At 69.1% G+C, this 19695-nt stretch carries 13 protein-coding genes, 1 tRNA gene and 1 pseudogene; 10 read left to right on the forward strand and 5 right to left on the reverse strand.

Features of this window, described 5'->3' with window-relative positions:
* Positions 1-99: 99 nt before the first annotated feature.
* The 4 genes from tmk (at position 100) to ACWDZ4_RS05080 (ending at position 6634) form a co-directional block, all read left to right on the forward strand.
* Positions 100-3324 carry a dTMP kinase gene (gene tmk / locus ACWDZ4_RS05065; RefSeq protein ID WP_451507052.1) on the forward strand — a complete coding sequence of 1075 codons (3225 nt, stop codon included), beginning with the start codon at positions 100-102 and terminating at the stop codon, positions 3322-3324.
* A 141-nt stretch (positions 3325-3465) separates the two neighbouring features.
* Positions 3466-4680, forward strand: a complete 1215-nt coding sequence (locus ACWDZ4_RS05070; protein WP_451507053.1) for a DNA polymerase III subunit delta' — start codon at positions 3466-3468, stop codon at positions 4678-4680.
* Positions 4681-4906: 226 nt separating this feature from the next.
* Positions 4907-6442 carry an alpha/beta hydrolase gene (locus ACWDZ4_RS05075; RefSeq protein WP_451507054.1) on the forward strand — a complete coding sequence of 512 codons (1536 nt, stop codon included), beginning with the start codon at positions 4907-4909 and terminating at the stop codon, positions 6440-6442.
* A 118-nt stretch (positions 6443-6560) separates the two neighbouring features.
* Positions 6561-6634, forward strand: a tRNA-Thr gene (locus ACWDZ4_RS05080).
* 386 nt (positions 6635-7020) lie between these two features.
* On the opposite strand, the gene ACWDZ4_RS05085 is transcribed toward ACWDZ4_RS05080, so the two are convergent.
* Together ACWDZ4_RS05085 and ACWDZ4_RS05090 are read right to left on the reverse strand one after the other, a co-directional pair.
* Positions 7021-7677: a response regulator gene (locus tag ACWDZ4_RS05085; protein ID WP_451507055.1), complete on the reverse strand. Its 657-nt coding sequence runs from the start codon at positions 7675-7677 to the stop codon at positions 7021-7023.
* Positions 7674-10109, reverse strand: a complete 2436-nt coding sequence (locus tag ACWDZ4_RS05090; protein ID WP_451507056.1) for a sensor histidine kinase — start codon at positions 10107-10109, stop codon at positions 7674-7676. Before ACWDZ4_RS05090 ends, ACWDZ4_RS05085 begins: the two co-directional genes overlap by 4 nt.
* A gap of 185 nt (positions 10110-10294) precedes the next feature.
* Here ACWDZ4_RS05090 and ACWDZ4_RS05095 point away from each other — a divergent pair, with 185 nt between their 5' ends.
* From ACWDZ4_RS05095 to ACWDZ4_RS05105, 3 genes are all read left to right on the forward strand, one after another.
* Complete coding sequence (locus tag ACWDZ4_RS05095; RefSeq protein WP_451507057.1) at positions 10295-10846, forward strand: peptidoglycan-binding domain-containing protein; 552 nt, start codon at positions 10295-10297, stop codon at positions 10844-10846.
* A 226-nt stretch (positions 10847-11072) separates the two neighbouring features.
* Positions 11073-13373, forward strand: a complete 2301-nt coding sequence (locus ACWDZ4_RS05100) for a glycoside hydrolase domain-containing protein (RefSeq protein ID WP_451507058.1) — start codon at positions 11073-11075, stop codon at positions 13371-13373.
* A gap of 39 nt (positions 13374-13412) precedes the next feature.
* Positions 13413-14090 carry a M15 family metallopeptidase gene (locus tag ACWDZ4_RS05105; RefSeq protein WP_451507059.1) on the forward strand — a complete coding sequence of 226 codons (678 nt, stop codon included), beginning with the start codon at positions 13413-13415 and terminating at the stop codon, positions 14088-14090.
* 321 nt (positions 14091-14411) lie between these two features.
* Here the strand turns inward: ACWDZ4_RS05105 and ACWDZ4_RS05110 are convergent, their stop codons facing one another.
* Complete coding sequence (locus ACWDZ4_RS05110) at positions 14412-14756, reverse strand: hypothetical protein (protein WP_451507060.1); 345 nt, start codon at positions 14754-14756, stop codon at positions 14412-14414.
* 869 nt (positions 14757-15625) lie between these two features.
* On the opposite strand from ACWDZ4_RS05110, the gene ACWDZ4_RS05115 reads away from it, so the two are divergent.
* On the forward strand, positions 15626-16117 hold the full coding sequence (locus tag ACWDZ4_RS05115) for a peptidoglycan-binding domain-containing protein (protein ID WP_451507061.1): 492 nt from the start codon (positions 15626-15628) through the stop codon (positions 16115-16117).
* A 28-nt stretch (positions 16118-16145) separates the two neighbouring features.
* On the opposite strand, the pseudogene ACWDZ4_RS05120 reads toward ACWDZ4_RS05115, so the two are convergent.
* Positions 16146-16696 (reverse strand): annotated as a pseudogene (locus tag ACWDZ4_RS05120) (transposase); the annotation flags it as partial.
* A 26-nt stretch (positions 16697-16722) separates the two neighbouring features.
* On the opposite strand from ACWDZ4_RS05120, the gene ACWDZ4_RS05125 reads away from it, so the two are divergent.
* Together ACWDZ4_RS05125 and ACWDZ4_RS05130 are read left to right on the forward strand one after the other, a co-directional pair.
* Positions 16723-17049, forward strand: coding sequence for a hypothetical protein (locus ACWDZ4_RS05125; RefSeq protein ID WP_451507062.1), 327 nt, complete (start codon positions 16723-16725; stop codon positions 17047-17049).
* Between the two features lie 253 nt (positions 17050-17302).
* On the forward strand, positions 17303-17473 hold the full coding sequence (locus ACWDZ4_RS05130; protein WP_451507063.1) for a hypothetical protein: 171 nt from the start codon (positions 17303-17305) through the stop codon (positions 17471-17473).
* Between the two features lie 342 nt (positions 17474-17815).
* Here the strand turns inward: ACWDZ4_RS05130 and ACWDZ4_RS05135 are convergent, their stop codons facing one another.
* Positions 17816-19648 (reverse strand): RICIN domain-containing protein, encoded by a 1833-nt coding sequence (locus ACWDZ4_RS05135; RefSeq protein ID WP_451507064.1) that lies wholly within the window; start codon positions 19646-19648, stop codon positions 17816-17818.
* Between the last annotated feature and the right edge of the window lie 47 nt (positions 19649-19695).

Genomic DNA, 19695 nt, shown 5'->3' on the forward strand with positions numbered 1-19695 from the left:
CGCCGGGGGCTGCCCCGTGCCGACGGCCGGGGACCCGGAAGCAGACGTTTGTTCGGGCGGGGCCTCCGGTGAGTGGTGGGCTCCGGATAGGCTGGGCGGATGACGCGAGCCGAGCAGCCAACGGTCGTGAGCCCCAGCTCCGACGCACTAGCCGCAGACTCACGCGAGCGAGCCGTACGAGCCCTGCTGCGCCTTCCTCCGCTCAGGCGGTTGTGGAGCGCACAGCTCGTCGGCAGTACCGGCGACGCCCTCGCCCTTCTCGTGCTGCTGTCGTTGTCGCTTCAGGCGGCGATTTCGCAAGGGTCGTTCGGCGGTGGTTACCGCGGCGCGGCCTTCGCGGTCGCTGCGGTGTTCGGGGCTCGGATCCTTGCCATCTTCCTCTTCGGAGCCCTCCTCCTGGGCCCGGTCTCCACGCTGACCGCGCCGTCGGGGCCGCTCGACCGCCGCTGGACGATGATCGGGGCGGACGGGCTGCGGCTCGCCCTGCTGGTCGTCGCACCGCTGTGGATCGACTGGACCCCGGACAAGGCCCAGGCCGTACTCCTGAGCACCGTCTTCGTCGCCGGCGCCGCCGAACGCTTCTGGGCGGTCGCCAAGGAGAGCGCCGCCCCCGCGCTGCTGCCCGCGCCGCCGCCGGAGGGCGCGTCCGTGCGGCCGCTGCCGGACCACCTGGACGCGCTGCACCGGCTGTCGCTGCGTACGAGCTTCCTCGCCCTTCCCGCGGCTGCCGCCGTGCTGCTGGCGGCGACGCTGGTCGGCAATCTGTTCGGCTCCGGCATCGACTGGTTCTCGCAGCACCAGGCGGCCCTCGGGTCGTACGTCGCCGCGGGTCTCTTCGCCGCGTCCGTGTCGACGCTGTACTTCCTGGAGCTGCCCGACGCGCAGACGCCCCGCGCGCGCTCCCCCCTGGAAGGCTGGCGCCGGCCCAGGACCGGCACGGGCTTCGACAAGGGACGCACGGGCGCGATCCGGCTCCTCGTCGTGGCCTGCGCCACGGTCGCCGGAGCCGTCGCCGCCGCGGCGGCCGTCGCCGTACTGCACGCGAAGGACCTCGGCGGCGGTCCGGTCACCTTCGCCCTGCTCTTCCTCGCCCTGACCGGCGGCACCGCCCTCGGTATCCGCGGTGCGCGGAAGGTGCTGCCCACGCTGTCCCGGCGCCGCCTGCTGTCGCTCGCGATCGCCGTCACGGGCGTCGCACTGCTCGCCATGGGCCTGGTGCCCGACACGGCGACCGTGCTCATGATCACTCTGTTCGCCGGCTTCTGTGCCGGAGTCGCCGCGAACACCGGGCACACGCTGCTCGACCAGGAGGCCGAGGAGTTCCGGCGGGGACGCACCACGGAGCACCTGCATGCCGTCGTACGGATCCATGTGGCCCTCGGCGCGGTCCTCGCCCCGGTGCTCGCCGCCGCGATCGGCCCGCACCGGCTGGCAGGCGGCAGCTTCGTCTTCGCCCACGGCGGCGCCGCCTTCACGCTGATGCTCGTCGGCGCGCTGCTGCTGCCGGTGGCCGCGATCGTGCTCGCCAAGGCCGACGACCGGCAGGGCGTTCCGCTCCGCCGCGACCTGCGCGAGGCGCTCAGGGGCGGCGAGCCCGACCAGGCACCCGCCGCGACCGGTTTCTTCATCGCGATGGAGGGCGGCGACGGGGCCGGCAAGTCCACCCAGGTCGAGGCGCTCGCCGAGTGGATCCGCAACAAGGGCCACGAGGTCGTCGTCACGCGCGAGCCCGGTGCCACGCCGATCGGCAAGCGGCTGCGGTCGATCCTGCTGGACGTGTCGAACGCGGGCCTGTCGAACCGCGCGGAGGCCCTGCTGTACGCCGCCGACCGCGCCGAGCACGTCGATTCCGTCGTACGCCCGGCGCTGGAGCGCGGTGCGGTCGTGATCACCGACCGGTACGTCGACTCGTCCGTGGCCTACCAGGGCGCGGGCCGCGATCTGTCGCCGACCGAGATCGCCCGTATCTCGCGCTGGGCGACGGACGGGCTCGTACCGCATCTGACGGTCCTGCTCGACGTCTCGCCCCAGACGGCGCGCGAGCGGTTCACGGAGGCGCCGGACCGGCTGGAGTCGGAGCCTCCGGAGTTCCACACGCGCGTGCGCCACGGTTTCCTGACGCTGGCCGCCGCCGATGCCGGCCGCTACCTGGTGGTGGACGCCGGCCAGGACCCGGAATCGGTCACCACGGTCGTACGCCACCGTCTCGACCAGATGCTGCCGCTCTCCGACGCCGAGGTGAAGGCCCGGGAGGACGCGCGGAAGGCCGCCGAGGAAGAGGCGCGCCGCAGGGCCGAGGAAGAGGCCGCGCGCAAGGCGGAGGAAGAGCGTCTGGAGCGCGAGCGGCAGGAACAGCTCGCCAAGCTCCGCGCCGAGGAGGAGGAGCGCAAGCGCCGCGAGATCGAGGAGGCGCGGCAGCGCGAGGTCGAACGGCAGGCGGAGGAGGCCCGGCGACGGGCCGAGGAGGCGCGCCGGCTCGCGGAGGAGGAGCGGCTGCGCCGCGAGGCCGAGGAGAAGGCGCGGGCCGCCGAGCAGGAACGGTTGCGCAGGCAGGCCGAGGAGGAGGCACGGCTGCGGGCGGAGGCGGAGGAACGCCGCCGTGAGAAGCAGCGCAGGGCCGAGGAGGCACTGCTGCGGGCGGAGGAGGCGCGCCGGCTCGCGGAGTCGGCGGCCGCGGCTTCCGCGGCGGCGTCGATGGCCGCCGCCGCGGCCGAGCCGCCGTCCGACGCGGAGATGACGGTGCCCACGCCGGTCGTCCGGCCCGACGAGGTGACGCAGACGGTGGAGAGGCCGCGCATCGACATGCGCAAGGAGGACGCGGCGCCTTCCGCGGCGCCCTCCGCTCCGGTTCACCCCGCCGCTCCGGTTCACCCCGCCGCTCCGGCTCGTCCCTCCGCTCCGGTTCACCCCGCGGCGGACGAGACGGCTGTGCTGCCGCAGGTGCGGGACGCGGGCCCGATGGACGAGACCGCCGTCCTGCCGCCGGTGCGGGACGCGCGGCCCACGGAGGAGACGGCGGTGCTGTCGCCCGTACGGGACGAGCCTTCGGACCGGGTGCCGCCGGGGTTCTTCCGGGACGAGCAGCCCGACGACCGCCGCGGCGACGACGACAACGACCGTACGCGCGAGCTGCCGTGGCTCGATCCCGACGCGGCCCACACGGGCGCGGGCCAGGGCGCCTCTGCGCGTGTGCGCCGCCGGTCGGACTGGGCGGAGGAGACGCCGCTCGACGACCTGCCGTCGCTGGCGGACGAACTGCTGGGCGGCCGGGACGCCGACGAGGACGGCGGCGACCGACGGGGCCGGGGCGGCCGCCGCCGCTGAGCCTCCTCCCGCCAGGGCCCCGGCCCCGGTCCCCGAACGCCGGACGGGCGGGGACCGGGGCCGGGGTGTCAGTGGGGTCGGCCACAATGGGGACGGTCGGGATTCACGAGAACGCAAGCGCACGGCGAAGGCGGTAGCACCATGGCCGTATGGGACGACCTGGTAGGGCAGGCGCGGGTTCAGGCGCAGCTGGCCGCCGCCGCCCGTGACGCCGACGCGCTCGTGACCGCCGTCGCCGACCGCTCCGGGGCCACCCTCGCTCCCGCCGCGTCGAAGATGACCCACGCCTGGCTCTTCACCGGGCCGCCGGGCTCCGGGCGGTCCACCGCCGCCCGCGCGTTCGCCGCCGCCCTGCAGTGCGTCAGCCCGGACCGGGCACTGGGAGGGGCACCGGGCTGCGGGTTCTGTGACGGGTGCCATACGTCCCTGGTCGGCACGCACGCCGATGTGGAGATCGTCCGTACCGACCAGCTCTCCATCGGCGTGAAGGACACCCGCGAGCTCGTCCGCCGGGCCCAGCTGTCCCCGGCGGGCGGCCGGTGGCAGGTCCTCGTCCTGGAGGACGCCGACCGGCTCACCGAGGGTGCGGGCAATGTGCTGCTCAAGGCCATCGAGGAGCCCGCTCCCCGTACGGTCTGGCTCCTGTGCGCGCCGTCCCTGGAGGACGTGCTCCCGACCATCCGCTCCCGGTGCCGCCACCTCACGCTCAGCACCCCGTCCGTGGAGGCCGTCGCCGACGTCCTGGTGCGGCGCGACGGCATCGACCCCGAGACGGCCGCGACCGCCGCGCGCGCCACCCAGGGCCACATCGGGCGGGCCCGCAGGCTCGCCACCGACGAGGGCGCACGGGCCCGCCGCGCCGTCGTGCTCAGACTCCCGCTGCGCGTCGCCGACATCGGCGGCTGCCTGAAGGCGGCCCAGGAGTTGGTCGACGCGGCGGGCGAGGACGCCAAGCAGGTCGCCGAGGAGGTCGACGTCAAGGAGACGGACGACCTGAAGGCGGCGCTCGGCGCGGCGTCCGGCGGCCGGATGCCGCGCGGCACCGCGGGCGCGATGAAGGAGCTGGCCGACCGCCAGAAGCGCCGCTCGACCCGTACGCAGCGGGACAGCCTCGACCTCGCGCTGACCGACCTGACCGGCTTCTACCGCGACGTACTGGCCCTGCAGCTCGGTTCGCGGGTCGCCCTCGCCAACGAGGACGTACGGGACTCCCTCGACCGTGTCGCGCAGAGCTCGACCCCCGAGCGCACCCTGCGCCGGATAGAGGCGATCATCGGCTGCCGCCGGGCCCTGGACCGCAATGTGGCGCCGCTGCTCGCGGTGGAGGCGATGACGGTGGCGCTGCGCGCCGGCTGACCGTACCGTCGGCTGTCCGTACCGCAGACCGACCGACCGTACCGCCGACCGACCGACCGTACCGCCGTCCGTGCCGTCGTCGGACCGCTGTCCGTACTGCCGTCCGTACTGCCGTCCGGTCTGCCGGGCCGCGGACCGGACGGCCGGCCGCACCGCCGCGGTTGACCGGCTCACTCGTACGAGCCGCTCCCCGCGCGATCCGGCATCGCCGCACTACGCTCCGAGGATGGACACCAGGCACCTGATCCGGACCTCCGCCACCGCCCTCGTGACCGCCGGGCTGCTCGTCTCCGGATGCTCGTCGGGAGGTTCGTCGCCCAGTGCCTCGGCTTCCGCGTCGCAGAAAGGGGTCCCGGCCGCCCTCAAGCCGTACTACGCGCAGAAGCTGAGCTGGCGCGAGTGCGGTGTCCCCGGCTTCCAGTGCGCCACGATGAAGGCGCCCCTCGACTACGAGAAGCCGGAGAAGTCCGGCATCGAGCTGGCCGTCTCCCGGAAGAAGGCCACCGGGCCCGGCAAGCGCCTCGGCTCCCTCCTGGTCAATCCGGGCGGCCCCGGCGGCTCCGCGATCGGCTACGTCCAGGCGTACGCGGCCGTCGGATACCCGGCGCCGGTCCGCGCGCGGTACGACATGGTGGCCGTCGACCCGCGCGGCGTGGCCCGCAGCGAGCCCGTCGAGTGCCTGACGGGCAAGGAGATGGACGCGTACACCCAGGTCGACCAGACCCCCGACGACCAGGGGGAGACCGGCAAGCTGGTCACGTCCTTCAAGAACTTCGCGGCCGGCTGCGAGAAGCGCTCGGCCGAGATCCTGCCGCACGTCTCCACCGTCGACTCGGCCCGCGACATGGACATCCTGCGGGAGGTGCTGGGCGACGAGAAGCTGAACTACGTCGGGGCGTCGTACGGCACCTTCCTGGGCGCGACGTACGCCGAGCTCTTCCCCGACCGCAGCGGCCGCCTCGTGCTCGACGGCGCGATGGACCCGTCCCTGTCCGCCCGCGACCTGAACCGCGACCAGACGGCCGGCTTCGAGACCGCCTTCCAGTCCTTCGCCGCGGACTGCGTCAAGCGCGAGGACTGCCCGCTGGGCACGGGGACGCCGGACGAGGCGGGCAAGCGCCTGAAGGGCTTCTTCGACGAGCTCGACGCCGAGCCCGTCCCCACCGGTGAGAGCCGCCCCCTCGTCGAGTCCCTGGCGACCACGGGTGTGATCGCCGCGATGTACGACGAGTCCGGCTGGCCACAGCTGCGCGAGAGCCTCACCCGCGCGATGGGCGGCGACGGCGCGGGCCTGCTCGCGCTGGCCGACACGTACTACGAGCGCTCCGAGGACGGCAGCTACGCGAACCTCATGTACGCCAACGCCGCCGTGAACTGCCTGGACCTCCCGCCGGCCTTCACCGGCCCCGACCAGGTCCGCACCGGGCTTCCCGCCTTCGAGAAGGCGTCCCCGGTCTTCGGTGAGGGCTTCGCGTGGACCTCCCTGAACTGCACGTACTGGCCGGCCGAGCCCACCGGCACCCCGCACCGCATCGAGGCGAAGGGCGCCGCCCCGATCGTCGTGGTCGGCACCACCCGCGACCCGGCGACCCCGTACAAGTGGGCAAAGTCCCTGGCCGGCCAGCTCGACTCCGCCACCCTCCTGACGTACGACGGCGACGGCCACACGGCGTACGGCCGGGGCAGCGACTGCATCGACACGGCGATCAACACCTACCTCCTGGAGGGCACGCCTCCCAAGAGCGCCAAGAAGTGCTCCTGACCCTCCTCCGGCCCCTCTGACCTGCGCGAAGGCGGCCCGCCCGGGGCTGTGCGAAGCACCCTTCGAAACTGTGTAGACTTGTGCCCGCTGCTGATCGCACCATGGTGTCGGCAGCGGCGCCGCCTTAGCTCAGTTGGCCAGAGCAACGCACTCGTAATGCGTAGGTCTCGGGTTCGAATCCCGAAGGCGGCTCCGGAAAACCCCAGGACTCACTCGCCGTGACCTGGGGTTTTTCCTTGCCCTTTACCTTGTGTCGTAGTGACGGCGCAGTCCAAGAACCCTTGCTGAGGGCCGCCGGTGGACAAGCGTGCAGTGGGCGTGCAGAGCGTTGGACGAGCAAGGGTGCGGGAAGAGGACCATCGTGCCATTGGCGATGGGGCTGGGAGGCAGGGCGAGTCGGGCTGCTGGCAGCAGGACCGTTGGTGGGTTCCCATAATTCAGGGGAGCCGCGACGGCGACTGATGGAGAATCAGCCGGGGACATCGCTTCGGAGGAGCCGGTCGTGAACGTAATGCGCTTCGATGCCGCGGTGGGGGACTTCGCCCTCGGCGTCAAGCTTAGTCCTCTTTTGCCCGCGCTCAGAGGTCGTCCACGTCGACCAGCCCGTCCTGGATGGCGCGGGCGACCAGGCTTGCCTTGGTCCGCGCGGGGCGGCCGACGTTCGCGTACTTGATCCTGACCCGGTCCAGATACGAGTTGACCGTCCGTACGGAGATGCCGAGACGCTGCGCGACCAGCTCCTTCGACTCCGACTGGAACCACTCGATGAGCACGTTCTCCTCGCGTACGGAGAGCTGGGGGCGGTCGGCGCGGGTGTTTGTTCCCAGCGCGCCGGCCAGTGCGGGCGGCATGTAGGGCCGCTCGTCCGCTGCTGCCAGAGTCGCCTCGACCAGGTGGTCTCGGCCCTCGCTCTTGGTCAGGAAGGTCGCGGCTCCCAGGTCCAGGCAACTGAGCGCTGTCTTCTCGTCGTCCCGCATCGAGTAGACGACGACCTGCCGCCCGGCGTCGACAAGTCTTCGGAGGCTGCCGAAGGCGGGGCCGCCCTCGCCAAGTTGCAGATCGAGGACGACGACATCGGCCGTGCTGCCCGGCGCGGTCCAGGCTTCCCCTACGGAGCTGCCGGCCGCGACCACGGTGATGGGCCGCCGTGATGCGGCGTACCACGCTTCTACGCCCGAGAGGATGGCGGGATGGTCGTCGACGACGACCACGCTGACTGGTGCGTTGTGACTCATGTCAGGTCAACTCCGGAGGTCGCCGGTCTTCTCCAACCGGCCTCCACCCACACACTTTCGCCGCGGGTCGTTCTTTCCACGGTCACCTTCGCGTCCGGGGCACGGCCGTGGGCTTGAGCGGCCTCTTCCGTGTCGCGGTCGTCGGCGCAGTCCTCGCTGACCACGCTCACGCGTACCGTGTGGGGTGTCCACACGACAGTCACCCGCGCGGTCGAGCGGGTACGGCCCAGAATCACCGCCACCGGGTCGACCAACTCCCTGCGCACCTCCACGGGCACCTCACCCGGTCGGCCTCTTACGGCCAGGTTCACCGTCACTCCCTGGTGCTCGGCCACCTCCACGCACGCCCGCACCTCGTTGAGCAGCGGGTCGGAGACGGCATCGCTCTCCGCGAACAGGCGGCGCATACGGGCGGCTTCCACGCCGCACCGCAGCCTGACCTCCTCGTTTTGCGGGCTCAGCACACCGTGGCCGAGGCCCAATAGCAGCGGCACTGTCGTCGCTGTCAGGGCGTGGTAGCGGTCCTTGTGATCACGCTGCATGTCCTCGTGGATGCGTTCCCGGGTGCGCAGTTCTTCCTCCCGTGCGGCCGCGATCCCCGCTGCCGGCGCCGTGTCGTGGAGCAGGCGCGTCATCAGTACACCGACGGAGAGCTGGAAGCCGCAGGCGGATATCGTGGAGATCCCCATGATGGCCGCCTCGGCGGCGGGCGGCGCCCCGGACAGGAACACTGCGGTCGCGTTGAGCCCGACATGCACCCCGAGGAACGCCGCGAACGCCCTGACCCGCAGGTCTGCCAGCAGGAACAGCGCATGCCAGCCGACCAGTCCGAACGCCCAGTCCGGCGCACCTGTCGACTGCTCAGGCGGGAGCGTGAACGCGCATATCACCGAAACGGCCAGCACCGAGCCCAGGCTCCACCCTCGCACCCTCGGCGGGATCTGCCTGCCACGCAGCAGATAGGCGGCCCCGATCACCGCGACGGCGGCAAGGCAGACGAAGGCGGCCGTCTGTGCCCACTCGGAGCGGTACATGTCCTGGTGGACGACGAGCCGGCGCAGCGAGATGGTGAACTGCCACACCAGGCTGATCAGCAGCACAGCCAGTTGGGTCCCGTAAAGGAGCCGCCCGCGGATGAAGCGGACGTCGGCCGTGTGCTGTGCCTGGGCGCGGGGCGGGCGCGGTACACCGGTCGCCGGTGCTCCGTTCCCTGCCGATGACGCCCCGACCGGGCCGTGCCAGCGCCACTGCACGCGGGTCCCGGTGTCCGGATGCGAGGTGACCGTGGCGGAGCCTCCGACCGCGTGCATCCTGCCGATGATGGAACCTTTGATGCCCCGGCGCCGTGCGGGGACGGACTCCGGGTCGAAGCCCCGTCCCGCGTCGGACAGTTCGACGACGGCGCCGTCCCCCTCTGTCCATGCCCTGAGCTCCGCCTCCCGCACCCCGGCATGGCGTGCCACATTGGTGACGGCCTCCCGGACCCCGTTGAATATCGCGAGCCCAGGGCCGGATGGAATCGCGAGCGGGCCATCGATGTGCGTCTTGAGCCGCACCCTGGTCTGTCCCTCACCCTCGGGCACACAGCGGAGAAGAGCCGCGAGGTCGACGCTCCCCGTCTCGAATCCGGGTACGGCGGACATGGCCTTCAGATCCTTTCTGGCGCGTGGAGGCAGCCACGACCAGTCCCGGCCGTCGCCCTGGGAGACCATCAGCAGCGTCGCGCTCGCCGTGTCGTGCAGGGTCGCCAGGTACTCGCGCTCGGTCGCCCTGCGTGCGGCGGCGACTTCCATCTCCCGGCGCGCCGCCGCCCTGACTGCGGCCGATCGGTCAGCCGCCCTGGCCAGCGCCCGAACGATGAGGTAGGCGGCCCTCGACAGGACCACCTGGATCAGCATGCGCACCAGGGGTACCAGGTCGGGGCTGTGCCCGGGCGAGGAGAGGACGTCGCCCAGCACGTAGACGACGGCCCCCAACGCAGCCAGGGCAGCCCCGGCCACCGGTCGCGTCGCCCACTCGTACTGGAAGGCGACGACGCTGATGCCGACAATCGCCTCCACCATCACATCCGCGCCGTCACCGCCGATCACCGGCTGAAACAGCCCCGTCAACACCACCACGGCCGCGTCCAACGTCCACAGCAGGGCGAGCGGGAACAGGCGCGGGCGGCGCAGCGCGTAAAGGCGCACACCGCAGGCGAGGAGAGCGGGCACCAGCAGAGACACCGCCAGGGGAATCTCCGCCGCGTCCGCCGCGACGACGCCCAGCGCACCGCACAGGCAGACCACGACGGACCGGAGCCACACTCCAAACCGCTCAAGGGCCAGGATCAACAGGCGCTCACTGGACCTGGGCCCGTTTGCCAACTCAATGGTTCCGTCCCCGTTCCCCTTGCGTCCCCCGTGCCACATAGAAACACCCCCGTGCCACATAGGAACAAGGGTAGTTGGCCCTCGATCAAGGCAGAGCAAGTCTGAAGCCTGCTCGGTCCCCTGTGCCTGTGTGGGGCAAACGACCGGCACACCCAGCGACCGGGCGGGGCTACTGTCCCCGTCGTAGCGAGTCGTTCGAGGCGAGCAATCCTGCCGCCTCCCGCTACGAAAAATCGGGGGAATGTATGTCCATCGGGAAGAATTTGGTCGCGCTTGCCGCATGTGCCGCTCTGGGCGTGACGGTGCTGAGTACGAGCCCTGCGTCGGCAAACATCTCGCAGGGATACGTCTTCGGCACCGGCACGATCACCGATGACTGGGGGGATGAGGGCCCTCTTTGGGCGGGCGGCCGATATCAGCTATCCAACGCGGTCGGTCTCTGGCAGTACGTCCTGTGGGCAGAGGGCGCCATAGAACAGAACGGCACAGTCTACGACTACTCGGATATTGACTGCGATTTCGGCGACAACACCGCCTACGCAACGAAGAGGCTGCAGGCGAGATGGGGCCTGGACGCAGACGGGGAGGTGGGCAGCAACACCTTCAGTATCGCGGACAACCACCTCCGGGGAAGCACGGGCGAGGTCACGTACTTCGGGAGAGCGCGCGCCGTTACGTTCGTACGTACTTCTGGTGGCGCCTACCGCTTTGAGAACCCCGAGGCGGGCGTGGGCTCGAATTGGTGGGAAACGGCAAAATATGACCCCTTCGCGACCTGCTTTGTTCCTGGCGGCTGAACCCGGCACGGAGAGATCAGGGGCCGCAGTCACCTCTTGTGACGGCGGCCTCCGTCAGCGCTGAAGAACTCATCGCGCAGAGCCCCGCACAACGTCTTGCAGGCCTGCCGACTTGCTCCGCTTCGGGCCTTGCCACGAGTGTCACGCTGACTCGGCTGCGGCAGAAGCAGCGCCTCGTGCGGGTGTGCCGTCGACATTGTGAAAACACTCAATCCCGAGGAAGCACATGGCCGACGAGAAGGTACTCGAGGCCCAACGATGGGTCAACAGGACATATTCCGGCGTCAACGGGTACACCCGGTGCGCGGAAGACGGTCGCACCGGCTGGGGAACCATGCGTGCCCTGACCATGGGGCTCCAGCACGAACTAGGCATCAGCCCGGTGGTCGCATCATTCGGCCCCACCACCCTGTCCCGGCTGGAGGCCCTCGGCCCCATCCACGTGGCGTGGGCGGCGAACGCCAACATTGCGCGCCTCCTTAAACATGCGTTGTTCTGCAAGGGTTACTGGGGCGGTTACTACGACACCGGCGAGATCGAACCCGCCACCGGCGACGCGATCGACGAGATGAAGCTCCAGATGGGACTTCCGGCCGACGCCACGGTGCAGGCACGCATCTTCAAGTGCATTCTCAACATGGATTCCTACGTTCGGGCGGCCGACGGTTCGGGTGCCGTGCGACAGGTCCAGCGGTGGCTGAACAGCCGCTACTGGCAGAAGAGTGCATACTCCATAGGACCGTGTGACGGGAAATACTCCCGGGACGTGCAAAAGGCACTCATGGTTGCGCTGCAATACGAAATGGGCGTCCCGACTCCCAATGGCAACTTCGGGGAGGGGACACAGGCCGCCCTGCGGAGCCACACGGTGGCGCAGGGAAGCAGCGGAGTCATTACCCAACTGTTTTCCGCTGCGTGTGTATTCAACTCACCTCTGCCTGGCGGCGAGACTGCTAAGTTCACCGACGTCTTCGGCTCCGAACTCGCGTCATGGGTGCGGGCATTCCAGGAATTCTCTCTGCTGAAGCAAGGCGACGGAAACTATCGAACGTGGTGTCAGCTGCTCGTGTCCATGGGCGACCCCGGACGCCCTGTGTCCGGCTCGGACACACGGTTTGAGATCACGCCGGCACGCGCTCGGTGGCTGGTCGACCAGAAATACGAGGTGGTGGGACGCTACCTGTACGACTCTCCGACCTCCACTCTGGACAAGGAGATCAAGCCGGGCGAGCTGGACACTCTCTTCGCCGCCGGCCTGAAGGTCTTCCCGATCTTCCAGGCAAACGCCCGGACACTGGGCGACTTCACGACCATGGAGGGCTATTCCCATGGGGCCCTGGCGCACGACCTGGCACGCGAGTATGGATTCAACTGGGGCACAGTAATCTACTTCGCTGTGGACTACGACGCCACCCAAGCGGAAATCGACTCCGCCATCGTTCCCTACTTCCAAGGTGTGGCCGCCGCTCTCGACCAGCGAGGAGGGCGATACCGGCACGGCGTGTACGGGTCTCGCAACGTGTGCGCCAATGTGTCGGAGAGGACAGGCGCAAAGTACTCTTTCGTCTCGGGTATGTCGTGGGGTTTCTCCGGAAACCTCGGATATCCGCTACCGGCAAACTGGTCGTTCAATCAAATCCAGGAGGTTTCGGTCACCAATGGAGCCGACTCCTTCGATCTTGACAGGGACGCCGTCTCCGGCCGGGACAGAGCGTCGAGCTCCGTGAATCAGCCTGCCAAGCAATACGGCGGCTTTATCGCCGTCATCGAGGACCTGTACGGCCTTGCTGTGCAGTACGGCAAGGGTGACCCCAACCAACTGGTAATGGAGTTCGTACGTCACGATGCCTATGCAGGTATTGACTGGACCTATCTCATCGGGTCTTACGACAAGGACTTCGTCACCTACGCCGAGGCGAGGGGTGTGGTGGTTCCGAAGCAGTTCGTGGACCCGTTCACCCGAGCACACCTAGGTGCAGAGCATCTGCTGGCGACAGCGAACGGAGTGTTCCTCTTCCCGCCAGCAGAAAATCGGCGGTCCGTGAACCCCGGTGACATCACGGGCTGGAGTGGCGACCTCATCACCCTCTACGCGGACTGGAGGGACGCCTTGGACGTTTATCCGGACGGGCGGGAATTCGTCAACGAGAACATGGCGAGACTCGACGTGCACACCACGTTCGGACACTCCGACTTCATCGAGGACGCGGATGGATACCTCATCGCGCAGGCGTGCCGGGCGGGGAAGGATATCGTGACTGCCTTCAGAGAACGCTACGAGAACGGCCGCGGAGCACACAGATTCACATCCTTCTGGAAATCACGCTTCAACGAGAACGCAGACGACGCCGCGTACGCGACCCATAACGTTCTGACTGCCGATGGAACTCGGCTCACCGTGGCCCGAGCGGGGTTGCTTGCACGCCGAGGGATCGCCTTGCCCGCTACGATTCCCTATTCCGATTTGGATCGGTTCGTGTTGGGATTCCTGGACGTCCTGCGGGGCCGAGTGAATGAGGAATCCTGAGATGCGAAATTTTCTGACGAGGAGAGGGAGACAGGCGTGATGAACCATGTGATATCTCGCCGTCGGTTCGTAGGCAGCGGAGCCGGCGCCCTGGGTGTGGTGACGCTGGGATCGGTTCTGTCCGCTTCGCCGGCCGTTGCCGCGCCGAAAACCAATCCGGAGTGGCGGGAGGGCACCACTGCGAATGGCTGGAAGGTGCTGACGGAAGCTGATGCGGAATATCTCGTCGAGGGCAGCGGCTTGGCGGTTCGTCTCGCAGCCGGGGACGCGGCAGTACTCCTGCTGCACGTCGCACGCCGATTCCACTACGAGATCGACGCGCTCCGCATCGGTGACCTCCACGGTCATAGCACCTCGCGGCTCGTCAACCACCCCTTCGAGTCGAACCACCTCTCCGGCACCGCGATCAACATCCGACCGCACGCTTACCCCTTGGGAGTCAGCGGCGGCCTATATCCAGCCGAAATGGTGGTAATCCAGGATATTCTGGCCGAACTGGGCGGCACGGTCGCGTGGGGCGGCGACTTCACCACGCCGAAAGAGTCGCATTTCGCGATCGCCCTCGCTCCGACTCACCCCAAGGTAAAGGGTGTGGCCCGCACGATCAGAGGCTGGAACGGGAATCCAGGGAAGGGCGCCGGCGCCACGGACGCCTTTGCCTCCGCCCGTCGCTCCCGGGCCGGAGCCTTCGAGCAACGCCGACCAGTACTCCAGTAACACTTCGTGACCCGATGGGGTGCGGGGTGCGGGGTGCGGGGTGCGGGGTGCGGGGTGCGGTCGAGGCCGGTGAGGCGTCGTCTGTAGTAGTGCCGACGGGCGCGGGCTTGGTGGCGTCGTCGCCAGGCGAACCATCGCAGGTGGAAGATTGTGCGGGGGAGGCGAGAGCGGTGGGGAGATCCCGCCAGGGCGATGAGCGGCTGGAACAGGCGCGGGCCTCGGTGACGGTCAGGGCGATCTGCCCGAAGGCCGCGAACGGTTCGGCGGTGGGACTGGCAGGGAGGACCGGGGCGGGACGGTCGTGCCGGTCCAGGATGGCGATCACGGAGAGCGGAGCGAGGGCGGCCATCGCGAGAACGGCATGGCGTCGCCGAAAGCGGTGCTGCGGGCCTGGATGTGGTCCAGCCCGAAGGAGTTCTTGGCGTTGGCGAAGTCCACCTCGACCGTCCGCCTGATCCCGACGATCTTGACGAGGCTGGTCAGCGCCATCGACCAGTCTTCGGGCGCGTAGGCGTTGAAGTAGGAAAAATAGGTGTGCTCGGCTATGGATCGGGCGGACCAGCAAGGTGGTGGTGCGGGCCTGCGGTGGCGACCAGTGCCCAGTCGTAGACGCGCGGGCCGCGGCGCATGGACCTCCAACAGCACGGCGCCGGGTGCGACAACCACTTCTGGTTCTCGCACACTTACCGTCCTCGGCACCGATTCCACGAGTCCGAACCCGGGCCAAGCCGCAGCGGTCGACGGCGAACTCGGCATCCTCAACCAGAAGGATCTTCAGGCACACCTGGGAGACCAGCGCCCGCAGCTTCGGACGCCACGGTCGTCGAACTGCCGTGCCTGCAACGGTGACGCCCCGTCGCTGACAGCCTCCGGCCCAACCCTCGCCCGCTGGCGAGAAGTTTCAGGGTCCGGCCGCAACCTGCCATGTGGCTGCCTTGGCAGCAGCGTCGAGGACTGACCTCTGTACCAGCAATGAGACCCATACATTCAAGTTCAGGAAGGCGTCGCTTCCCTTGCGTTCACCCTGTCATCCGGTACCACTCCGGCGTCGGCTGTCGGTGAGGGATATGTCGACGCAGACCCCGGGCTCAGCAACGGCTTCGAGAACGACTGGAACGACGAGGGGCCGACCGGTTACGGCAACACCACGAACGCGGCGGGGCTGTGGCAGTGGATCCTCTGGGCCTGAATGCCGACAACGGGCTGCGGTTCGGGGCGATTACAACAGGACTCTGCAGTACGTCTACTACGGAGACTCCGCGCGGCCGGTGACATTCCTGCGGGGTATGTCGGCCCACGGCGCGTACTGCTTCCGGAACCCGGACACCGGGGGTTGGATCTCCGCCGCCTGCACCAACGGCTCGAAGGTAAACGCCTGCGGCTGACCGGCGCGGAAGGCCGACGGCCGAGGTCCGCTGGGCGGGCATAGAAGCCGCACCGGGGTCGTCGGCAGGCCCGCCCCCGTCAGCTCAGTGTCCGCGGCGACTTCCGGTCCTACGGTCGCCATGCTCGCCATCCCACGAAAAGGAAGTGCCATGAGGACAAGGATTCTCCGCAAGACGCTCGTTCCCACCGCCGTCGCCGTGGCTCTCGCGGTCGGCACCCTCGCCGGGGCAGTACCCGGCTACGCGGTCCCGCAGCCCGCCACCACCGCTCGGGTGACCCAACCGGCCATGGCGGAGGGCGATGTCGGGGTGCAGGCCGTCGTCAACCTCGGTCTGACCATCCGTAGGGCCAAGGGCGTACAGACCTGGCTCAAGCGGTTTCACGGTTTCTACAACGGCCCTATCGACGGCGAATTGGGACACAACAGCTGGAGGGCGATACAGCAGGTTCTGGCCATCTACTACGACTACGAGGGCGACATCGACGGGATACCCGGCACTCAGACCAAGAAGGCTCTGCAGCGCTTTCTGAACCATGGGGGCTACAACGCCGGCAAGGTCGACGGCATCTGGGGTCGTCAGAGCACGAACGCCTGGTCCGACTTCGCCGACGCCATGGTGGACTACTACAACGTCTCCTGACGAACGGAGCCCGGCGGAGCTCGCTTTGGCGGGCGTCGAGTTCGTCGACCCAGGCGCCGTCGCGGATCTCGCCGCCCGGCTCGACGGCCACCGTCGACGCAGCGGGCGGGACCTTGAGGGCGGCCTGGTGGATGGCGTCGGTGATGGTCATGCCTACCGAGTACGGCAGTCGCCTGCCCTGCTTCGCGAGCCAGGCGACGTACTCGTGGGTGCCGCCAGCGGAGTCGGTCCGGATCAGCATCCGGCGTCCGCGCCGGCACCTCTTCGGTAGCTGGGCCAGGGCGAGTTGGGCGGTGGTGATGTCGTCGACGGCGGTGTTGCGGCTCGTGTTCCCGGGCTGCAACACCGCGGCCACCGGCTCTCCGGTGCCGCCGCTTCCATGATCACTTGTCCGGTGGTGGCCGGTAATGTCCGGCGGCAAGGCGCCGGCCAACTTCCTGACGCGCTCGCGCGTTTCGGCCCGTGCTGACCGAATCGCGGTCAGGGCCTTCGGGCCGGCCGCGGCCTGGGTGTCGATGAGACGGGAGACGGTCGGGTCGGAGCCACCGGGCCGAACACTGCCGGCTCGGCACGCAGCATCTGGTTGGCGCGGCGCCCGGGACGTGATGAGCGACTTCCACGGCACCCAGCTGGCCCTGTCCCAGTCCTTCCGCTTCGGCTCTGCGCTCGTCGAGGAAGCCAACCGGTGGCTGCATATCGTCGACTCCCCGATTTGCCTGATCGGAACCCCGGCGATCAACACTCGACTCGAACGCGTCCCAGAACCGGACGCGATCCTGTGCCGGTCCGACGTCGGCGCGATGCTCGAAGTCATGCACCTGCTGGAGGAAGGCCTCCGCGTCGCCCTCGTCGGCCGAGCGAGGCCCTGCGCGCCCTCGCTCGAGCCGCCCGGGACCTCAAAGCCGACAAACGCAGCACCCACCCTGAGCTGATCCTCTCCGACTCCTGGGGCGAGCTCCAGGAGTACGCCGAATACGACCCGTCCGGCCGCGACCTGCTGCCGCTGGTTGACCTCGTCGACGAACACGACGTCGACGTCATCCTCGACGCGGTGGACGAACTCTCCGTCGAACAGAGCGCTGAGATCGTGGTCTCCACCGCCCACAAGGGGCCGCGAATGGGCCTCCGTCCGCATCGGCGAGGACTTCACCGAACCGATGGACCAGAAAGAGACGGACGAGAACGGTGCCCCTCCCCGGCGACATCGACGACGCCGAAGCCCGCCTCGCCTACGTCGCCGTCACGCGCGCCCGCCGCCGACTGGACATCGGCGGCCTGGGCCGGATCAACCAGCACCCTGACGGCAATCCCGGCGGAACACACCCGCGCCAGGACCGCGAACCTCCCTCTCCGTAGACACATTGGGATGCTCCAAACTGAGCCGACCCACCGGGGCGTGCCCGCCGATCGGGCACAACGGGCCCCGGTGGACAACCGGTGGACAGCCGTGCGTGAGGCTCCGTCAGGGGACTGCCACTGCGCCGGGGCCGACGAGTGAAATCCACCGGTCTCCGACGGGGCTATCGGCGGCGTCGGGCTGTCCGATCCTTACAGCTTTCACCTCCCACGATCAAGCAGATCAGGCACGGAAGGGCTGGTCTGCAGGAGCAGGCGCTTTCCTGGCCCACGACGGGCACGCGTTCCAGTCGCTCATCGGTCGCGCACCTGTGCCGTGATGGGTTGGGGGTGTTTCCGGGGTTATCGGGTCCTGAAGCGGCGGAAGAGGTTGCGGGCGACGTGTACGCCCGGGCCGCCGAAGCCGACGATGTCGACGCGTCCGTCGCCGGTGATGTCGGCCAGGAAGCGCGGGTGGCGGTCGACCCGCCAGCCGCCTGCGTCCTCGTTGTACCCGAAGCCGCGGCATACCAGCTGGGCCTTTTCGAATGTGCCGTCGCCGTTGTTGTGGGATACCCAGACGCCTTCGTTGCCGAAGCCGATGATGTCGGGGCTTTTGTCGCCGGTGACGTCGGCGAGGAGGCGGAGGTGCTTGTCGCCTGTCCACCCCTGAGCTTGCCCGTAGTCGTTCAGGACGAGCTGGGAGGGCTCGAACGTGCCATCGCCGCGCCCGCGGGCGACGACGACACCCTGAGGGCCGAAGCCGACCATGTCCGGCACTCCGTCGCTGGTGGTTCTGACCAGGAACCGGGGGTGTTCGTCGGTGGAGCTCCACCCCTGGTCGACCCCGAAGTCGTCGAGGATGTAGAGAGGTTCGGCGAATGCCCCTTCCTCGTCCTGGAGGGATAGCCATAGGCCGTCGTCGTGGCAGCCGATGATGTCGAGTCTGCCGTCGCCGGTGGTGTCGGCGAGGAACCGGGGGTGCTTGTCGATAAGCCAGCCGCCGGCCTCCTCGCTGTGGCCGAATGCCCGGAGTGAGGGTTCGTCGGCGAGCGGTGCGAACTTCCCTTCCTCGTCCTGGAGGGATAGCCATAGGCCGTCGTCGTGGCAGCCGATGATGTCGAGTCTGCCGTCGCCGGTGGTGTCGGCGAGGAACCGGGGGTGCTTGTCAGCGAGCCAACTGCCGGCCTGCGAGCCGTGGCCGAACGCCTTGAGGACCAGTTCGCCGCCCGCCGGCGCGAACGTGCCGCCCTTGTCCTGAGTGGACACCCGGATGCCCTCGGCGGCTAGCACGACGACACCAGGACGGCTATCGCCCGTCAGGTTCGCGAGTGTCCACAGATCCTTGGGACTCGCGGAGGAAGCGGTTGGGTGCAGAACCCGTTCGTCGTCGAAAGTCGCGTCACCTCGGCTGGAGGAAGTCACCGCCCCCTTCGCGGGTTTGAGCCCGACGATGTCCGCGAGCCCTGTTCCGGTGGTGTCGGCGAGGAACCGTTCGCCGAGCCCCGCCCACCACCCCGCCTGGCCGACAGGACAGCGGTTGGGCCTGTCGGTCTTCCACCCGCCGGCGTCCTGGTCGCAGCCGAACTTCTCCAGGACCAGTAGTACGTTGCTGAAGGAGGGCGTCGCGTCGGGTGCCGGCCGCAGAGCGCTCTTGTTGTGGGTCAGTCGCCAGGACTGGCGGCTGTTCCAGTGGCTCAGGGGCGCCCAGTCCAGGACGAGGTCACTGGTACGCTCCGGCTCGCCCGGGACGAGGCGCCACCGCTGACTCTCGGCGCTGTCGTCGTACTCGCCGAGGACGATCCGGGTGTCGTCCTTCCCGGGTTCGGCGAGGTCGAGCACGGCGCTGTCGGCCGCGCCTTCGATGAAGTAGGCGCCCGCTTCCCCGTCGACGGGGACGAGGCGCCACTGCTGGCCCTTCTTGTTGGCGGCGGCATCCCACTGGCGGACGCCGCGGTCCGTGGCGGCGGGATTGTCGAGCACCTTGCCGCTGACCGCGTTACGGATCACATAAGCCGGGTCGTCCTGCGCGCCCTGCACCGGGGTGAACTGCCACAGTTCCGGGCTCGGACCGTCCTCGGGGTAGTCGCGGACGACGAGCGCCCCGTCCGCGCCCGGCGCGGCCCTGGCACCGAGGGTCTGACCCGTGGCGGCGTTGACGATCTCCAGCTTCAGTTCTTGCGTGGGCACGGGCATCGTGGTGCCTCTTCCAGGCGGTTGGTGCGACGGCTCGGGACGGGTAC

The organism is Streptomyces sp. NPDC003016 (assembly GCF_053591455.1).